Below are 15,458 nucleotides of genomic sequence, written 5' to 3'. Positions count from 1 at the left end.
ACTTGTTTTGGCTAGATTAAGTGGTCAGTTGCTCATAAACTAACTGCTTTTTCTCCGGCAAGAGATTTTACAATGAGACATTACAAACAACTGACCTATGCGCAAAGATGCCAGATCGCCGTTCTAAAGAAAAGCGGTTTTACGCAACAAAGTATTGCTGAGCTAACTAATTTATCGCAATCTACGATTTCAAGAGAGCTTTCTAGAAATACAGGTAAGCGAGGTTACAGACACAAACAAGCTCATGAGCGGGCTTTGTTTCGCCGAAGAAGTGTAAGAAAACCGCTTAAGATGACACCTGAAATGATAGCTTTAATTACCCAGAAGCTTAATGAGAAGTGGAGTCCTGAACAAATAACGGGATGGTTACGCAAAGAAAGTGAACTGTCTGTCAGCCATGAATGCATTTATCTGTATATCTGGGAAGATAAAAAAGCAGGTGGTGAGTTATACCTACATCTGCGCCGACACGGTAAGAAATATCACAAGCGCAGTCATGGTAAAACAAACCGAGGGCAAATAAAAAATCGCGTTAGCATTGAAGAGCGCCCACAAATAGTTGATGAGAAAGGTCGTATCGGAGATTGGGAAATAGATACCGTCATAGGTAAAGGTCATCGAGGCGCCCTTGTTACCATTGTAGAGCGGGTCACCCAATTCACTGTATCAACTCAGGTGGCAGGCAAAACAGCACAAGCCGTCACTACGGCGACGATAGAGCTATTAAGGCCATATAGGTCAGCGCTTCATAGCATCACGGCTGACAATGGAAAAGAGTTCGCTTATCACGAGCAAATCACAGAGGCTTTAAGTGTTCCTGTTTATTTTGCTCACCCTTATCACTCATGGGAGCGCGGATTGAATGAAAACACGAATGGATTACTACGTCAGTATTGGCCGAAGAGCACCGATTTTAAGGCGGTAACACCAGCGCAAGTTATACCAGTACTTGAGCAACTTAATAATCGTCCGAGGAAGACACTTGGATTTGAAACGCCTGCAAAATTGATGCAGGATCACTTGGCGGCTAAAGCCGCCTAAACGTTATGCACTTCAGATTTGAATCCGCGATATTTTTTACTTGCCCCGATGTGGCGCAACTAACATTCCCCTGCAAGTCAATCATGCCAATATTAGCAACATTATTGTAGAGTGACTTAAATAGCTCAAAATAGTTAGGACAGGTGGTTAGCAACTCATCATGCTTGCTTTCTTGTTGTGCGATATAGCGCGCTAAACGCTCAATATCGTCAAGCATATTTTTTTGTTGTAATGAAAAACGGTTGGCAATATTGGTTGCTTGTAGCTCACTTTGCTTAATTGAATAGTTACGTTCTAGTAATAACGTAAAAATGATCACAGCGACCCCAGGAATGCTAAATAAAATAAGCAAACGGTAAAGCTGATTTTTAAGTGAAGTGGTAAAAATAATAATGCCTTAATAGAGATTTACGCCAAAAATAATTGTAGCTAACTTTTTGTTTAATAACCATATAAATAATATGGATTAAAGTGTTACTTATTAAACAAAAATCAGCTGTAATAACTACTATAACAGCAAGTCATTTTATAACAGTAATGTTTTAGGATAAAAGCTAAAATTCGTTTAAAAAGAATAAATGGTACGAATTAAACATATATACGTAAATTTTCAGTGTGATTAAATAGTGTTATCTACTTTATTGGAGCAATAAAATGAAAGTAATTAAACAACTAAGTGCGCACGCAACCCAAGATGGTGATGGCGTTAATATTAGTAGAATTCCCGGTTTTGATGGCAAGCACCTAGATCCCTTTTTAATGATTGACGAACTAAAGTCAGATAATAAAAACGATTACATTGGCGGTTTTCCTGCGCATCCTCATCGTGGTATGGAAACCTTTACCTATATTATTAAAGGTGGCTTTGAACACCGTGACCAAATGGGTAATAAAAAGGCCATAAAAGCAGGCGATGTACAATGGATGAGTACAGGTAAAGGGGTAATGCATAGTGAAATGCCATTGGCAGATGCCAATGAAGGGTTACATGGTTTTCAGATATGGATCAATATGCCCAGTGCAGAAAAAATGCGCGCACCAATTTACCAAGATACAACAGCGCATCCTGCGCCAGTTGCCACCAATGATAATGGAGTAACACTTAAAGCATTGGCAGGCACATGGCAGTTTGCCGATCAGGCTTTAACATCAAGCCTACAAACGCTCGCTGCAAATGCCGCTTTAGCTGATGTAACTTTACCTGCAGGACAGCGTTTTGAGTTGCCACCACTGAGCCAGCAAAAAGTGATGCTATATATTCATACCGGTTCGTTAACTACGCAAGCAGGTAACGTTATTGCAGCAAAACAGCTGTTAATACTAGAACCAGGGAGTGACATTGACTTATATACAGAGCAAGGAGCAGGTGTGCTTATTTTAGCTGGTGATGAGCTTCAACAACCAATTGCTCACATGGGGCCATTTGTAATGACCACTGAAGCTGAAATTCAGCAAGCTATTCGTGATTATCAAAACGGTGAGTTTGGTAATATTTAGAATCGCCGATTTATGATCAATGATCAATTAAGCCGCTTAACAAAGGCTAAAGCTATCAATTAGTGCTGCGCTATTATTTATTGCGCGGCACTGGTTTTATCCATTAAGCTAATAATCTTGCTAGCCAAGCATATTTTTTGATTAAACCAGATTTAGTACTACTAGCCTGCACAACAGCACCGGCTAAAAATGCGCTTGAAATACCAACTTTGGTAACCGCAAAGCGTTTTAATCTGTACTTAAACGCCATGTGATGTTGGCGTTTTAATTCACTTTGTAAATCCATTTGTTTACTAAGATTATTCACCGCTTTGTTTGGCGACTGAATTAAATAGTTAACCAGCATTGTTATCTCCTTGAAGGTTAAATAACCTGAACTTTGGATAATAAATCTATCTCAAACAGCTACTTTAAGCGCTAACTGCGTTGAATTTACTTGCAATAGGCCAGCTATTGACGCGTCAATTCGTCTTGTTTTCACTGAAAGTTTCTGGCTAGAAAAAATAAATTTAAACATAGCTATGATTCAATACGTTAGTAAATCTTTTAACCAGAATTCAGGTTAAATAACTGTTTTAAGCTACGTAATGTTTTACTAAAGCCAATTTTGTTACTTAAATAAATAGCACTTTTCCAAAGCCAAATTAAGCCTATAACTTGTAGTAAAGTTGCGGTTGCTATACTTAGCCATACAGAGGCAAATAACTCATAAACTCCAAAGCCAATTGCGCCCAATAAAACAATCCACAACAAAATCAAACCGCTGGCAAAACAACCCAAAAGTATAGTAATGAGTGCAAGTGATCTGAGCGACAAATGCCACTCAGCTTTTGCTAATTGTTTGGTAAGTTTGCCTTGCGTTTTGTAGTCATCCTTAATTTGCTCAGAATAGGCTAAAAGCTTAGCAATATGATCTTGCCAATCTTCCTTTTGGCTCGCGTCTTGGCCCGTTTGATTTTGAGCGTCACCATCCTTGGTCGCTGTTGTTTGTGGATTATTCATCATTGTTTACTTACGACGAAACAATGCAGTTACTAGCATACCTGCGGCAAATGCAATTCCAGCTGTTGCTAATGGGTTCTCTGCTGCAAGGGTGCGTGTTTTAGATGTATATTCACCTAGTTTTTCACGGGCAATGAGTTGCTTTTCACTCAGTGTTTCAGCAGAGCTAGTTGCCCCTTTTCTTACGCTGCTCTCTGCTACGGCTGCTTTACTAGAAAGTGCATCTACTGCGTCGTGTGCAGCCGATGTTGCTTTTTCTGTAAAGGGTGCTTCGTTAACTTCAGGTTTAGTCGCTGTAGTTGTTGATGTTTTAGTATTTGTTGCAGTAGCCATAATCAATCCTTAATAAAAATAAAGTTAAAAAATTTATTGGTAAGTATATAGCTGCAATGATCAAACCAACTTTAAAATAACTTTAACTATATGATTTATATTAATATATGTGTTTTACGGTTGGCCAGCTTTAACTTGAGTCGTAACAATTGCCATATAATTGAGTAAATTTTACAAATGGCTAAATCACGCCTTAAAATTTGTAATTGTTCACTGGTTATTCAGTAAGCAAAAAGTGTAAACGAAAGGTTACTTAAAATGATAAGAAAAAATCTCACCACGAATTCCATTTTTTCCCACTTAATTCAATCGCTTTACGCTAAGCCTTATTTTTTCTAGCTTTGAGACGCGTTAAAGGAAGCCTGATTACTTGACAAAAAGCCTTGTCAAGCCCTAAACTGGAGCACTGTGGTAAAAAGTGGTTTATAGTGGATCAAAATGGATCGGGTTAATCAAAAGTGTTGATTAAAACAATTTTAAAGTAGGCTTTTTATGTTTCGTGGCGCAAGTTCGCTGAGTTTGGATGATAAAGGACGTTTTGCGGTACCCACTAAGTACCGAGACGATCTATTGTCTGAAGATCAGGGAACGGTTATTTGTACCGTCGCATTAAATGAGCCGTGTTTATGGTTATATCCATTGGCACAATGGCAAGAAATAGAAAGCCGCCTAGCAAAAATATCTAATATGAACCCACGAGCCCGTCGTATGCAGCGCATGTTGCTGGGTAATGCTACTGAATATCAACTTGATAAAAATGGCCGGATTTTGCTAGCGCCTTCTTTGCGCGCCCATGCAGATCTTGGCAAAAAAATCATGCTAGTTGGTTTAATGAATAAATTTGAAATATGGGATGAAGCGCGTTGGCATCAGCAAATGCGCCAAGATACAGAGCTTGAAAGGCTTGGTGATTTTGAACCACACCCAGATTTAGATAATTTCACACTCTAACGGCACAATAAAAGGCAAATAATAGCTAATGACAGCACAATTTGAACACGTATCCGTGCTTATGGACGAAACCATAGATGCACTTGCAATTAAGCCAGACGGTATATACATGGATGGCACTTTTGGACGTGGCGGTCATTCAGGTCAAATATTAGCGCGCCTTGGTAGTGAAGGTCGCCTACAGGCCATAGATCAAGATCCACAAGCAATTAAATCGGCTGAAAAATTTGCAGATGATCCACGCTTTGCAATTGCTCATACACGCTTTTCAAACCTATACGATGTGGCTGAGCAAAACGATCTGATTGGCAAAGTTGATGGCATTTTACTTGATATTGGCGTGTCGTCGCCACAGCTTGACGATGCACTGCGTGGCTTTAGCTTTATGAAAGATGGCCCGCTAGATATGCGCATGGATCCAACCACAGGGCGCAGTGCTGCACAGTGGCTGGCCGAAGCTGAACTTGACGATATTACCCATGTTATTAAAAAACTAGGTGAAGAAAAGTTTGGTAAGCGCATTGCGCACAAAGTGCTGGAAGTTCGCGAACATACGCCAATTACCACCACTAAGCAGCTTGCCGACTTGGTAGATGAAGCGGTACCGGTTAAAGATAAATTTAAACACCCAGCTACACGAACTTTTCAGGCTATTCGCATTTATATAAATAGTGAATTAGAAGAAATTCAAACAGCATTACAATCTGCGATTAAAGTTCTTAAGCCAGGTGGTCGCTTAGTTGTTATTTCGTTCCACTCTTTAGAGGATCGTATTGTAAAACAATTTATTAGAAAGCAAAGCCGTGGCGAGACGCTACCTCGAGGTTTACCTTTAACTGACGCACAAATAAATCAAAATTTGACATTAAAAGCTGTGGGTAAAGCCATTAAGCCAAGCGCTGCAGAAGTAGAGCGTAACCCACGTTCACGTAGCTCTGTACTTAGGATTGCGCAGAGGCTGGGATGAGTAAAAAAGCGAGCTATCGTCAACCTAATTTATTTTTTGAAATAATTAAAGGCCTAGGTGCTAATAAGCTTACCTCGGCCTTATTGGTTGTGATACTCGCTTCTAGTTTAACTTTGGTGCAAATAACGCACCTTGCGCGAGGGCAACTTATCGAGCAAGACTCGTTACTGCAACAACGCGACGAATTAGATTTAGAGTGGCGTTACTTATTAGTAGAAGAAGAGTTTTACTCTCAGCATGCACGCATTGAAGAAGTTGCTATATCGCAGTTAAAAATGAAACGGCCAACCAGCCAAGATGAGCAGGTGATAATACTACAATGAGAACTCGCGGCAAAAAACCGGTTAATAATTTAATCACATGGCGCTTTACTTTAGTTTGCGCAGTGGTGTTTTTAGTGTTTGTAACACTGGTAGCCCGTGCTGCTTATTTGCAAATATTAGAACCAGATAAAGCCCGCTCAGAAAGCGATAAGCGTACCGTGCGAGTTGAAAAGCTGCATGTACAACGAGGCATGATATTTGACCGCAATGGTAAAGAATTAGCGGTAAGTGTACCTGTAGTGAGTGTGTATGCAGACCCCAAAGCACTGCACAAATCATTGGTATCTAAAGTACTAAGGCAAGCACGTAAAAATGGTGAAGATCACCAAGCATTAGCAGAAAATACTGCTGAGCTAGATAAGCGTACTGCACTTTATTATAAAAACGATTTGCGCTGGCGTGAGCTTGCCGATGTTTTACGTTTAGAACCTAAAAAAATAAACTCACGCTTGCTAAACGATCCTACGCGCCGCTTTGTATATTTAAAGCGTCAAGTAACCCCCGCAGTGGCAAATTACATTGGTGATTTACGCCTACCAGGCATTCATTTACTCGACGAGTCAAAACGCTATTATCCCGCAGGCGAAGTAACTGCGCATATTATTGGCTTCACAAATATTGATGGTAAGGGTATTGAAGGCATAGAAAAGCTTTACGAAAATGCCCTTACAGGTGAAGAAGGCCGTCGTACAATTCGTAAAGACGCCCAAGGCCGTGAAGTTGCAGTACTTGACGAGCGAGAGCGTATAGAGCCCGAAAGCATTCACTTAAGTATTGATCAGCGCATTCAAGGTATTGCTTACAAAGCGCTAAAATCGGCAGTGCTTACTTATAAAGCCACATCTGGCTCTGCCATGGTGGTAGATGTTAAAACCGGCGAAGTATTGGCTATGGTAAATAGCCCATCGTTTAATCCTAATAATTTAAATGACGCTGCCCCGCATAAGCGCCGTAACCGTGCTATTACAGATTTGTTTGAACCAGGTTCAACCGTTAAGCCTCTAGCCATTTTAGCTGGGCTAGACTACGGCGCAATTAAGGCCGATGACACCATTGACACCTACCCAGGTTGGATGCGATTAGGCGGCAGCTTAGTACAAGATACCCGTAACCACGGTGAGATGACGCTGCGCGAAATTTTAAAATATTCCTCAAATATGGGCGTTGCTAAAGTAACTCAGTTGGTACCCAAAGATTATTTAGTGGGATTATTTCAAAAGGTAGGATTTGGATCGGATTCTGGCACCGGTATGGTGGGTGAAAGCAGTGGGTTGTTTTATCCAAATCGCCGTTGGTCTGACTTCGAAATTGCTACATTATCATTTGGTTATGCTATTGCGGTAAGTACCGCGCAAATGGCACGTTTTTACACCATGTTAGGCGCAGGCGGAATTAATCGGCCATTAACCATTTTAAAGCAAGATGACATCCCTGAGGGGGAGCGTGTTTTTAAACAAAAAGACGTAGAAGCGGTTGTACACATGATGGAAAGTGTATTTGAAAAAGACGGTACAGCGCGCAGAATTAACGTAGATGGTTATCGCGCTGCTGGTAAAACAGGTACTTCTAAAAAAGCAGCTGTTGGTGGCTACGGTGACGAATATGTAGGCTACTTTGCCGGTATTGCACCTGCAAGTAATCCTAGATTAGCAGTGGTAGTGATGATTAACGAACCCGGCGGCGATGTGTACTATGGAGGTGCCACTGCTGGCCCTGCATTTGCAGAAATCGTCTCTAACGCATTAAGAATATTAAACGTAGCGCCCGATAAGGAAGAGGTAGCGTACGTAAAAGGTAAAGAGAACGATGCGTGATTTAAAAGCAATTTTAAAATATATAGAGATAGATGCCCCCTCGCAGCAGGTAGGGCACCTACGCCTTGATAGCCGGGAAGTAACGCCCGGTGATGTATTTGTGGCAATTAAAGGTCATCAATTAGATGGCGGACAATTTATTGCGAAGGCAATTGAAAATGGCGCGGTTGCAATTATTGCCGACAGATTATGCGAATTTGAAACTAGTTTTGAGCCACTTTACTTAGTGTCAGAGCTGACTAAAAAGCTCCCTGAGCTGGCGAGTCGCTTTTACCAGCAACCAAGCCACATGCTTGATTTAATTGGTGTGACAGGTACAAACGGTAAATCGACCACCACGGCTATGATCGCTCATTTAGCGCAGTTTTGTAACAGCCAGTCGGCCATTATTGGCACCTTAGGCTATGGTCATCCAGATAATCTAACACCACTAATAAATACCACGCCATCGACGGTTGATTTACAACGAATTTTAAATGATTTAAAGCAGCAAAATACCAAGCTGGTGGCGATGGAAGTGTCATCCCACGGATTAGTACAGCAGCGGGTTGCACAGTGTCAATTTAAAGCGGCGGTATTTACTAATTTATCGCGCGATCACCTCGACTACCATGGTGACATGGCGCGTTATGGTGATGCTAAGCTAATGTTGTTTAAAGACTTTGAGCCTGAACTTGTGGTTCTTAATCAAGATGATGGACAAACAGAACAGTGGCTCGAAAAATACAGCTTTAACAGTTTAGTGTGTTACGGGCGAAAAAACTTACCACCTAAAAATGCACAGTTTGTGTACTTTTCAGACGTTACTTATTCAGCGCAAGGCATAGCAGCACAATTAACTACAAGCTGGGGCGATATTGCTATAAAGTCGCCGTTATTTGGCGAATTTAATTTATATAATTTAACTGCGGCACTTGCAACTTTATTGGGGCTAGGTTATCCGCTAGCACAATTAATTGCAGGCTGTGCGCAATTGCAACCGGTAGCCGGACGCATGCAAGCATTTAGCGCCAAAGGCAAGCCAACCTGTATTGTTGATTACGCTCACACACCCGAGGCGCTTGCGCTTGCGCTGCAAGCATTACAGCAGCATGTACCTGGTGGAGTAAGTTGTGTATTTGGTTGTGGTGGCGACCGCGATAAAGGCAAGCGGGCATTAATGGCACAAGCGGCAGAGCAAAATGCGGATAAGGTTATTATTACCAGTGATAATCCACGTTCAGAAAATCCTGACGCCATTATTGCCGATGTAGCACAAGGTTTAGCGCAGCCAACAAAAGCTTATTTAGAGGCCGATAGAGCAACAGCTATTAGTTACGCTATAAGCAATGCCAAAGCAGACGAGGTTATTCTTATTGCTGGTAAAGGCCATGAAGACTATCAAATAATAGGTGATCAGCGCATCGATTTTTGCGATCGCCGTTACGTACAACAACAACTAAAAAAAGCAGTAAGAGGGACTCAAGCATGATCCCGATGGATTTTGATTGGCTAGCTAACGTGCTGGCAACCGATTATCAAGGTGATAATCAACCAGTGCTAAATATAAATACAGATACTCGCAGCATTTGCAGTGGTGAAGTGTTTTTAGCACTAAAAGGGCCAAATTTTGATGGTCATAAATTTATTGCCCAAGCAAAACAAAATGGTGCGATTGGCGTTGTTGTGCAGCACAAAGTTGATGTTGATATTCCACAGTTTATAGTTGCCGATACCCGTTTAGCATTGGGAATTATAGGCGGCGCAGTAATGGCGCAAGTAGCCCCTAAAACTATTGCCATTACTGGCAGCGTTGGCAAAACCACAGTAAAAGAAATGTGCGCTGCAATTTTATCTGTGCATGGCGATGTACTAGCTACTAAAGGTAATTTTAATAACGATATTGGCGTACCGCTAACCTTGTTACGCTTAGAGCCGCAACACCGTTTTGCCGTTATAGAGTTGGGTGCAAATCATTTAGGTGAAATTGCTTATACCACCGCTATGACCAAACCCGATGTTGCCGTGGTATGTAATGTAGCCGCCGCTCACTTAGAAGGTTTTGGCAGCTTAATGGGTGTGGCTAAAGCCAAAGGCGAAATTTTTGATGGGCTTAAAGATGATGGCGTTGCCATTGTTAATTGCGACAGTGAGTTTAGCCAATATTGGCTAGATAAACTCGATGGCCGTAAAGTAACGCGTTTTTCGAGCAGTGAAAAACTCGATATTTGGGCTGAAAATATTAGCCTAGATGAAAATGCTCGCGCTAGCTTTACCCTATGCACTAAAAACGCACAAATACCGGTTAAGCTTGCGCTACCAGGTAAGCATAATATTAGTAATGCACTTATTGCAGCAGCACTAACCAGTGAGTTTGATGTCACTCTTGAGGATATTGCCAATGCGCTGGCAACCATGGGGGATGTAAAAGGCCGCGTTAATTTAATTAATGTTTCTGACTTATTAACTGTGGTTGATGATACCTATAACGCCAATGTTAAATCGGTTAAAGCCGCCATTGATTTACTAAGTGACATGCAAGGGCATCGTATTTTAGCACTGGGCGACATGGGTGAACTTGGCGAAGAAGCACGTCAATATCATCAAGAAGTAGGCGAATATGCATTAGAGCAAGGCATCAATGAGCTGTTTACTTTAGGTGTATTAAGTCGCTATGCCAGTGATGTGTATGGCCTGCCAAATAGGCACTTTTCAAACCGTGAGCAAATGCTGCAACAAATTCAAACAAGTATTAAAAAAGTAGATAAAAAAACCACCATAGTCGTGAAAGGATCACGCAGTTCTCGCATGGAGCTTTTAGTAACCGATTTAGTTAATGGCCAGCAACAAGCCATCAATGGAGTATTTTAATGTTAGTTTGGCTGGCAGAGTATTTAACCCAATATTACACGGGCTTTAATGTTTTTTCGTACTTAACCCTACGTGCGATTTTAGGGATTTTAACCGCATTAATGATGTCGCTTTATTTAGGGCCTAAGTTAATTCGCGCTTTGCAACGTATGCAAATAGGGCAAACAGTGCGCGATGACGGTCCACAATCGCATTTATCAAAATCGGGAACACCTACTATGGGTGGCTTACTGATTTTAGCGGCTATTTTTACCAGTACCTTATTATGGGCCGATTTATCAAATAAATATGTTTGGGCAACGTTATTTGTTATTGGCTCGTTAGGAGTGGTTGGCTTTGTGGATGACTACCGAAAAGTTATTCGTAAAGACCCTAAAGGTTTAATTGCTAAGTGGAAGTATTTTTGGCAATCAGTTATAGCCTTAGTTGTTGCTTGTGCATTATTTTTTACCAGCACTCAAGCCAATGAAACTTCGTTAGTTGTACCATTTTTTAAAGATGTATTACCGCAACTAGGCTTGTTTTACATTGTTATTACCTACTTTGCGTTAGTAGGAACATCAAACGCGGTAAACCTTACCGATGGACTTGATGGCCTTGCCATAGTACCCACTATTTTAGTGGCAGCAGCACTGGCAATTATTGCTTACTTAACTGGTAATGTGAATTTTTCGAATTACTTACATATTCCATATTTACCGCTGGCCAGTGAGCTTGTTGTGGTATGTACCGCAATAGTAGGCGCAGGGCTGGGCTTTTTATGGTTTAACACTTACCCAGCGCAAGTATTTATGGGCGATGTAGGCTCATTAGCATTAGGCGGTGCATTGGGTATTATTGCCGTATTAGTTCGCCAAGAGTTACTGCTTATTATTATGGGGGGAGTATTTGTAATGGAAGCCTTGTCGGTTATTTTACAAGTAGGCTCGTATAAATTACGCGGGCAACGAATTTTTAGAATGGCGCCTATCCATCATCATTACGAATTAAAAGGTTGGCCAGAGCCGCGGGTTATTGTGCGCTTTTGGATTATTTCAATCGTGCTAGTGTTAGCTGGCCTTGCGACGTTAAAGATTCGATAAATGCGATACTTAAGTGAGATAAAAAACAAACAAATAACAGTGCTCGGACTCGGTGTAACCGGTCTGAGCATTGTGCGTTTTTTAGTGTCTCAGGGTTTAACACCAACCGTGGTTGATAGCCGAATAAACCCACCGGGAATTGATTGGCTAAAACAAAATACGCCAACCTTAACTACCCGTTTTGGTGATTTGGACAGTGCCGATCTTTGCGCCAGCGATATGATCATTATTAGCCCAGGCCTTAGCTTAACAATTCCAGCAATTGCTAAAGCTATAAACGCAGGCGTTGAAGTGATTGGTGATGTTGAGTTGTTTGCCCGTATTAATACTAAACCTGTGGTTGCTGTTACGGGATCTAATGGTAAATCCACAGTAGTCACACTGGCGCAGCAGGTATTACTTGCTGCTGGTTATAAAGCAGCATTAGGTGGCAACATTGGCACCGCAGTGCTTGATTTACTACAAAGTGATTTAAGTAACAACGACGTTGATGTGTACGTATTGGAGTTGTCTAGTTTTCAGCTAGATACCACAACAAGTTTACAGCCAATTAGCGCCACCGTGCTGAATGTTTCAGAGGATCACCTCGATCGTTACGCCAGTTATCAAGCTTATATAGATTCCAAGCTGAGTATTTATAATAACGCAGCTTTAGTGATAACCAATGCAGACGACGAAGCCACGCATAGTAAAGCAAAATCCCAATTAAGTTTTGGTGCTAACCAGGGCGGTTACAGCCTTGGCGAATATCAGCAACAAACATATTTTATGCAGGCTAATAAAGCCTTTTTACCAGTAACTAGCTTGGCGGTAGTCGGCAAGCACAATTATTTAAATGCTCTTGCGGTAATGGCGCTACTTAGCCCGTTTAATATTAGTAAAGCACAATACAGTACAGCATTTAGCCAATTCAATGGCCTTGCACACCGCTGTCAGTTTGTTGCTGAACGTGCTGGTGTTAAATACTTTAATGACTCTAAAGCCACTAATGTGGGGGCTACTATTGCTGCAATAGATAGCCTTGCAACTAATGGCCAACAATTAATAGTTATTGCTGGTGGGGATGCAAAAGGAGCCGATTTAAACGCCCTTACACCTTACTTACAGCAGCATGTTAAAGCGCTAATTTGCTTTGGAAAAGATGCCAAAGATTTAATGGCATTAACCAATAAAAGCCATTTAACCAATAATATGAGCGAAGCGGTAACACTGGCTAAGCAATTAAGCGAGCCCGGTAATATTGTGTTACTTGCCCCAGCTTGTGCCAGTATTGATATGTACAATAACTACATGCAACGCGGCGATGACTTTATACAATGTGTTATGGCGGAACAGCCATGATGGCCTTTGCCGATATTAAAGAAGCACTAACGCCCAAGCCTTCGGCGCAGCTCTACGATGTACCATTATTGTATTGCATGCTGATGTTAATGGGGGTGGGTTTTGTCATGGTTACCAGTGCATCTATGCCTACAGCAGACAGATTATTTGGTAATATTTATCATTTTACTATTCGGCACGGTATATTTTTAGCTTTGTCGTTTTGTTTATTTTGGATCACCACTTCAGTGCCTATGAGCTGGTGGAAAAAAGCGAATCCGTACTTGTTGTTAGTGGGTTTAGGCTTATTACTTATAGTGCTTATTGTTGGCCGAGAAGTAAACGGTTCAACTCGTTGGATACCCATAGGGCCGTTTAACATTCAGGCATCTGAGCTGGCTAAGCTATTCTTTTTTAGTTATATATCAGGTTATTTGGTGCGTAAACGTAGCGAAGTCCAAGAAAACATAAAAGGTTTTATTAAGCCAATACTAGTATTTGCGGCTTATGCAGGATTAATTTTAATGCAGCCTGACTTAGGTACTGTGGTCGTTATGTTTGTAACTACCGTGGGTTTATTGTTTTTAGCTGGTGCCAAACTTTGGCAGTTTTTTGTATTAATTCTAACCGGTGTTGCCTTGGTTATCGGGCTAATAGTGCTAGAACCATACCGTATGGCGCGGGTTATTGGCTTTTTAGAACCGTGGGACGATCCATTTGGCAAAGGGTATCAGTTAGTGCAATCGTTAATGGCTTACAGTCAAGGTGATTGGTTTGGCCAAGGCCTAGGTAACAGCGTACAAAAGCTACAATACTTACCCGAGGCGCATACCGATTTTATTTTTGCGGTAATAGCCGAAGAGCTTGGTTTTGTTGGTGTATCGAGCATATTAATAGTATTAGGCACCTTAGTGTTTAGAGCCTTACTAATTGGCCAAAATGCGCTTAAAAATGGTAAAGAATACGAAGGCTATTTAGCGTTGGCAATAGGTATTTGGTTTGCTTTTCAAACCATGGTGAACGTAGGCGCAAGTGCGGGTATTTTACCTACTAAAGGGTTAACACTGCCGTTTATTTCTTACGGTGGGTCGAGTTTACTCATGATGACAATTGCTGCTGGTATTTTATTACGTGTTGATTTTGAAACTAAAATGGCGACCAAACAAGCCACGTCAGGTGGAGCTAAGCGATGAGTAAAAAGTGTGTTGTAGTTGCCGGTGGTACTGGCGGACATATATTTCCGGGTATTGCTGTGGCCGACTACTTAAAGCAGCAAGGCTGGCAAGTAAGTTGGATAGGCACTCCCGATAGAATGGAAGCAACGGTTGTTCCTAAGCATAATATTGATATCAATTTTATTAATGTAAAAGGCGTACGTGGTAACGGAATAAAGCGTCTTATTAAAGCCCCATTCATGGTGCTTAATGCAATATTACAAGCGCGTAAGGTATTGAAAAGCGAAAAGCCCGATGTGGTACTCGCTATGGGCGGTTATGTAACTGGCCCAACAGGTATTGCAGCTAAAAGTTTAGGTATTCCGCTGGTGATCCATGAGCAAAACGCCATTGCCGGTATGAGCAATAAGTGGCTTGCTAAGTTTGCTAATCGGGTATTGGCGGCTTTTCCAAGTGCATTTGCTACAGGGCAAGCCGAGTTAGTTGGTAATCCAGTGCGAGAAAGCGTGGCAAATATTGCAGTGCGAGAAGTATCAAGCCCAATTAATATTTTAGTGGTAGGCGGCTCATTAGGGGCGCAAGTACTTAATACAACTTTGCCTGCTGCGTTTGCAGAGCTGGGTAATACCAATGCTATAAGTGTTTGGCACCAAACGGGTAAAGGGCACTTAGGCAGTGTTGAAGCTGCTTATAAGTCGCATAAATTTAGCACTGAAAATACAAAAGTAGCTGAATTTATAGATGATATAGACACAGCTTACGGCTGGGCTGATATTGTTATTTGCCGCTCGGGCGCGCTCACTGTGAGTGAAATTGCCGCTGCTGGTAAAATGGCAGTGTTTGTACCTTTTCCGCATGCGGTGGACGACCATCAAACAGCTAACGCACAGTATTTAGTTGTGGCAAATGGTGCATTACTAATGCCACAAGGGCAGTTTAATCAACAATCAATTGTTGCGCTTTTAAGCCCATATTTAGCTAAACCTTCATTAATTAAAGAAATGGCGGCAAATGCAAAACAGCAAGCCATTTTAGATGCCACAGCAAGCGTAGCTATGCACTGTGAGCAAGTAACCAATAAGAGAGCATAAGTGAAACAAACG

The 15,458-nt window shown here is 41.5% G+C and carries 16 protein-coding genes; 12 read left to right on the top strand and 4 right to left on the bottom strand.

Features of this window, described 5'->3' with window-relative positions; all coding sequences use genetic code 11:
* The first annotated feature begins 72 nt into the window (after window positions 1–72).
* Window positions 73–1,041: an IS30 family transposase gene (locus PNIG_RS13940; protein WP_089368737.1), complete on the top strand. Its 969-nt coding sequence runs from the start codon at window positions 73–75 to the stop codon at window positions 1,039–1,041.
* Here the strand turns inward: PNIG_RS13940 and PNIG_RS13935 are convergent.
* Window positions 1,028–1,360, bottom strand: coding sequence for a hypothetical protein (locus PNIG_RS13935; RefSeq protein WP_089368736.1), 333 nt, complete (start codon window positions 1,358–1,360; stop codon window positions 1,028–1,030). The two genes, PNIG_RS13940 and PNIG_RS13935, sit on opposite strands and share 14 nt — an antisense overlap.
* Before the next feature lie 335 nt (window positions 1,361–1,695).
* Here PNIG_RS13935 and PNIG_RS13930 point away from each other — a divergent pair, with 335 nt between their 5' ends.
* Window positions 1,696–2,538 (top strand): pirin family protein, encoded by an 843-nt coding sequence (locus PNIG_RS13930; RefSeq protein ID WP_086993251.1) that lies wholly within the window; start codon window positions 1,696–1,698, stop codon window positions 2,536–2,538.
* 103 nt (window positions 2,539–2,641) lie between these two features.
* On the opposite strand, the gene PNIG_RS13925 is transcribed toward PNIG_RS13930, so the two are convergent.
* The 3 genes from PNIG_RS13925 to PNIG_RS13915 all read right to left on the bottom strand — a co-directional run bounded on the left by PNIG_RS13925 (window position 2,642) and on the right by PNIG_RS13915 (window position 3,873).
* Window positions 2,642–2,884, bottom strand: a complete 243-nt coding sequence (locus PNIG_RS13925) for a hypothetical protein (protein ID WP_011329164.1) — start codon at window positions 2,882–2,884, stop codon at window positions 2,642–2,644.
* Window positions 2,885–3,084: 200 nt separating this feature from the next.
* The gene (locus PNIG_RS13920; RefSeq protein WP_089368735.1) at window positions 3,085–3,540 is read right to left on the bottom strand and encodes a hypothetical protein; all 456 of its coding nucleotides are present in this window, start codon (window positions 3,538–3,540) and stop codon (window positions 3,085–3,087) included.
* 6 nt (window positions 3,541–3,546) lie between these two features.
* Window positions 3,547–3,873: a hypothetical protein gene (locus tag PNIG_RS13915; RefSeq protein ID WP_011329162.1), complete on the bottom strand. Its 327-nt coding sequence runs from the start codon at window positions 3,871–3,873 to the stop codon at window positions 3,547–3,549.
* 492 nt (window positions 3,874–4,365) lie between these two features.
* Between PNIG_RS13915 and mraZ the strand changes: the two genes are divergently transcribed.
* The 10 genes from mraZ to murG are packed head-to-tail and all read left to right on the top strand — an operon-like array spanning window position 4,366 to window position 15,446.
* Complete coding sequence (gene mraZ, locus PNIG_RS13910; RefSeq protein ID WP_011329161.1) at window positions 4,366–4,824, top strand: division/cell wall cluster transcriptional repressor MraZ; 459 nt, start codon at window positions 4,366–4,368, stop codon at window positions 4,822–4,824.
* Between the two features lie 28 nt (window positions 4,825–4,852).
* Window positions 4,853–5,791: a 16S rRNA (cytosine(1402)-N(4))-methyltransferase RsmH gene (gene rsmH, locus PNIG_RS13905; RefSeq protein ID WP_089368734.1), complete on the top strand. Its 939-nt coding sequence runs from the start codon at window positions 4,853–4,855 to the stop codon at window positions 5,789–5,791.
* Entirely contained in the window at window positions 5,788–6,114 is a 327-nt protein-coding gene (ftsL, locus tag PNIG_RS13900) for a cell division protein FtsL (RefSeq protein WP_011329159.1), read from the top strand. The genes rsmH and ftsL overlap by 4 nt, the downstream gene beginning before the upstream one ends.
* Window positions 6,111–7,928 carry a penicillin-binding transpeptidase domain-containing protein gene (locus PNIG_RS13895; RefSeq protein ID WP_089368733.1) on the top strand — a complete coding sequence of 606 codons (1,818 nt, stop codon included), beginning with the start codon at window positions 6,111–6,113 and terminating at the stop codon, window positions 7,926–7,928. The genes ftsL and PNIG_RS13895 overlap by 4 nt, the downstream gene beginning before the upstream one ends.
* Window positions 7,921–9,399, top strand: coding sequence for a UDP-N-acetylmuramoyl-L-alanyl-D-glutamate--2,6-diaminopimelate ligase (gene murE, locus PNIG_RS13890; RefSeq protein ID WP_089368732.1), 1,479 nt, complete (start codon window positions 7,921–7,923; stop codon window positions 9,397–9,399). Before PNIG_RS13895 ends, murE begins: the two co-directional genes overlap by 8 nt.
* On the top strand, window positions 9,396–10,778 hold the full coding sequence (locus PNIG_RS13885) for a UDP-N-acetylmuramoyl-tripeptide--D-alanyl-D-alanine ligase (RefSeq protein ID WP_089368731.1): 1,383 nt from the start codon (window positions 9,396–9,398) through the stop codon (window positions 10,776–10,778). Before murE ends, PNIG_RS13885 begins: the two co-directional genes overlap by 4 nt.
* Entirely contained in the window at window positions 10,778–11,860 is a 1,083-nt protein-coding gene (mraY, locus tag PNIG_RS13880) for a phospho-N-acetylmuramoyl-pentapeptide-transferase (RefSeq protein WP_011329155.1), read from the top strand. Before PNIG_RS13885 ends, mraY begins: the two co-directional genes overlap by 1 nt.
* Window positions 11,861–13,201 (top strand): UDP-N-acetylmuramoyl-L-alanine--D-glutamate ligase, encoded by a 1,341-nt coding sequence (gene murD / locus PNIG_RS13875; protein WP_089368730.1) that lies wholly within the window; start codon window positions 11,861–11,863, stop codon window positions 13,199–13,201.
* Entirely contained in the window at window positions 13,198–14,373 is a 1,176-nt protein-coding gene (gene ftsW / locus PNIG_RS13870; RefSeq protein ID WP_041454565.1) for a cell division protein FtsW, read from the top strand. The genes murD and ftsW overlap by 4 nt, the downstream gene beginning before the upstream one ends.
* A complete protein-coding gene (murG, locus tag PNIG_RS13865; protein WP_086993258.1) occupies window positions 14,370–15,446 on the top strand; it encodes an undecaprenyldiphospho-muramoylpentapeptide beta-N-acetylglucosaminyltransferase in 1,077 nt (358 codons plus the stop codon). Before ftsW ends, murG begins: the two co-directional genes overlap by 4 nt.
* The last annotated feature ends 12 nt before the right edge of the window (window positions 15,447–15,458 follow it).

It is taken from the genome of Pseudoalteromonas nigrifaciens (genome assembly GCF_002221505.1).
GTDB lineage: Bacteria > Pseudomonadota > Gammaproteobacteria > Enterobacterales > Alteromonadaceae > Pseudoalteromonas > Pseudoalteromonas nigrifaciens.
This window is presented reverse-complemented; position numbering and strand designations above follow the sequence as displayed.

Coding starts and splice junctions, on each gene's coding strand:
- PNIG_RS13940 (WP_089368737.1), top strand. CDS start 73: ATGAGACATTACAAACAACTGACCTATGCGCAAAGATGCCAGATCGCC.
- PNIG_RS13930 (WP_086993251.1), top strand. CDS start 1,696: ATGAAAGTAATTAAACAACTAAGTGCGCACGCAACCCAAGATGGTGAT.
- PNIG_RS13925 (WP_011329164.1), bottom strand. CDS start 2,884: ATGCTGGTTAACTATTTAATTCAGTCGCCAAACAAAGCGGTGAATAAT.
- PNIG_RS13920 (WP_089368735.1), bottom strand. CDS start 3,540: ATGAATAATCCACAAACAACAGCGACCAAGGATGGTGACGCTCAAAAT.
- PNIG_RS13915 (WP_011329162.1), bottom strand. CDS start 3,873: ATGGCTACTGCAACAAATACTAAAACATCAACAACTACAGCGACTAAA.
- mraZ (WP_011329161.1), top strand. CDS start 4,366: ATGTTTCGTGGCGCAAGTTCGCTGAGTTTGGATGATAAAGGACGTTTT.
- rsmH (WP_089368734.1), top strand. CDS start 4,853: ATGACAGCACAATTTGAACACGTATCCGTGCTTATGGACGAAACCATA.
- ftsL (WP_011329159.1), top strand. CDS start 5,788: ATGAGTAAAAAAGCGAGCTATCGTCAACCTAATTTATTTTTTGAAATA.
- PNIG_RS13895 (WP_089368733.1), top strand. CDS start 6,111: ATGAGAACTCGCGGCAAAAAACCGGTTAATAATTTAATCACATGGCGC.
- murE (WP_089368732.1), top strand. CDS start 7,921: ATGCGTGATTTAAAAGCAATTTTAAAATATATAGAGATAGATGCCCCC.
- PNIG_RS13885 (WP_089368731.1), top strand. CDS start 9,396: ATGATCCCGATGGATTTTGATTGGCTAGCTAACGTGCTGGCAACCGAT.
- mraY (WP_011329155.1), top strand. CDS start 10,778: ATGTTAGTTTGGCTGGCAGAGTATTTAACCCAATATTACACGGGCTTT.
- murD (WP_089368730.1), top strand. CDS start 11,861: ATGCGATACTTAAGTGAGATAAAAAACAAACAAATAACAGTGCTCGGA.
- ftsW (WP_041454565.1), top strand. CDS start 13,198: ATGATGGCCTTTGCCGATATTAAAGAAGCACTAACGCCCAAGCCTTCG.
- murG (WP_086993258.1), top strand. CDS start 14,370: ATGAGTAAAAAGTGTGTTGTAGTTGCCGGTGGTACTGGCGGACATATA.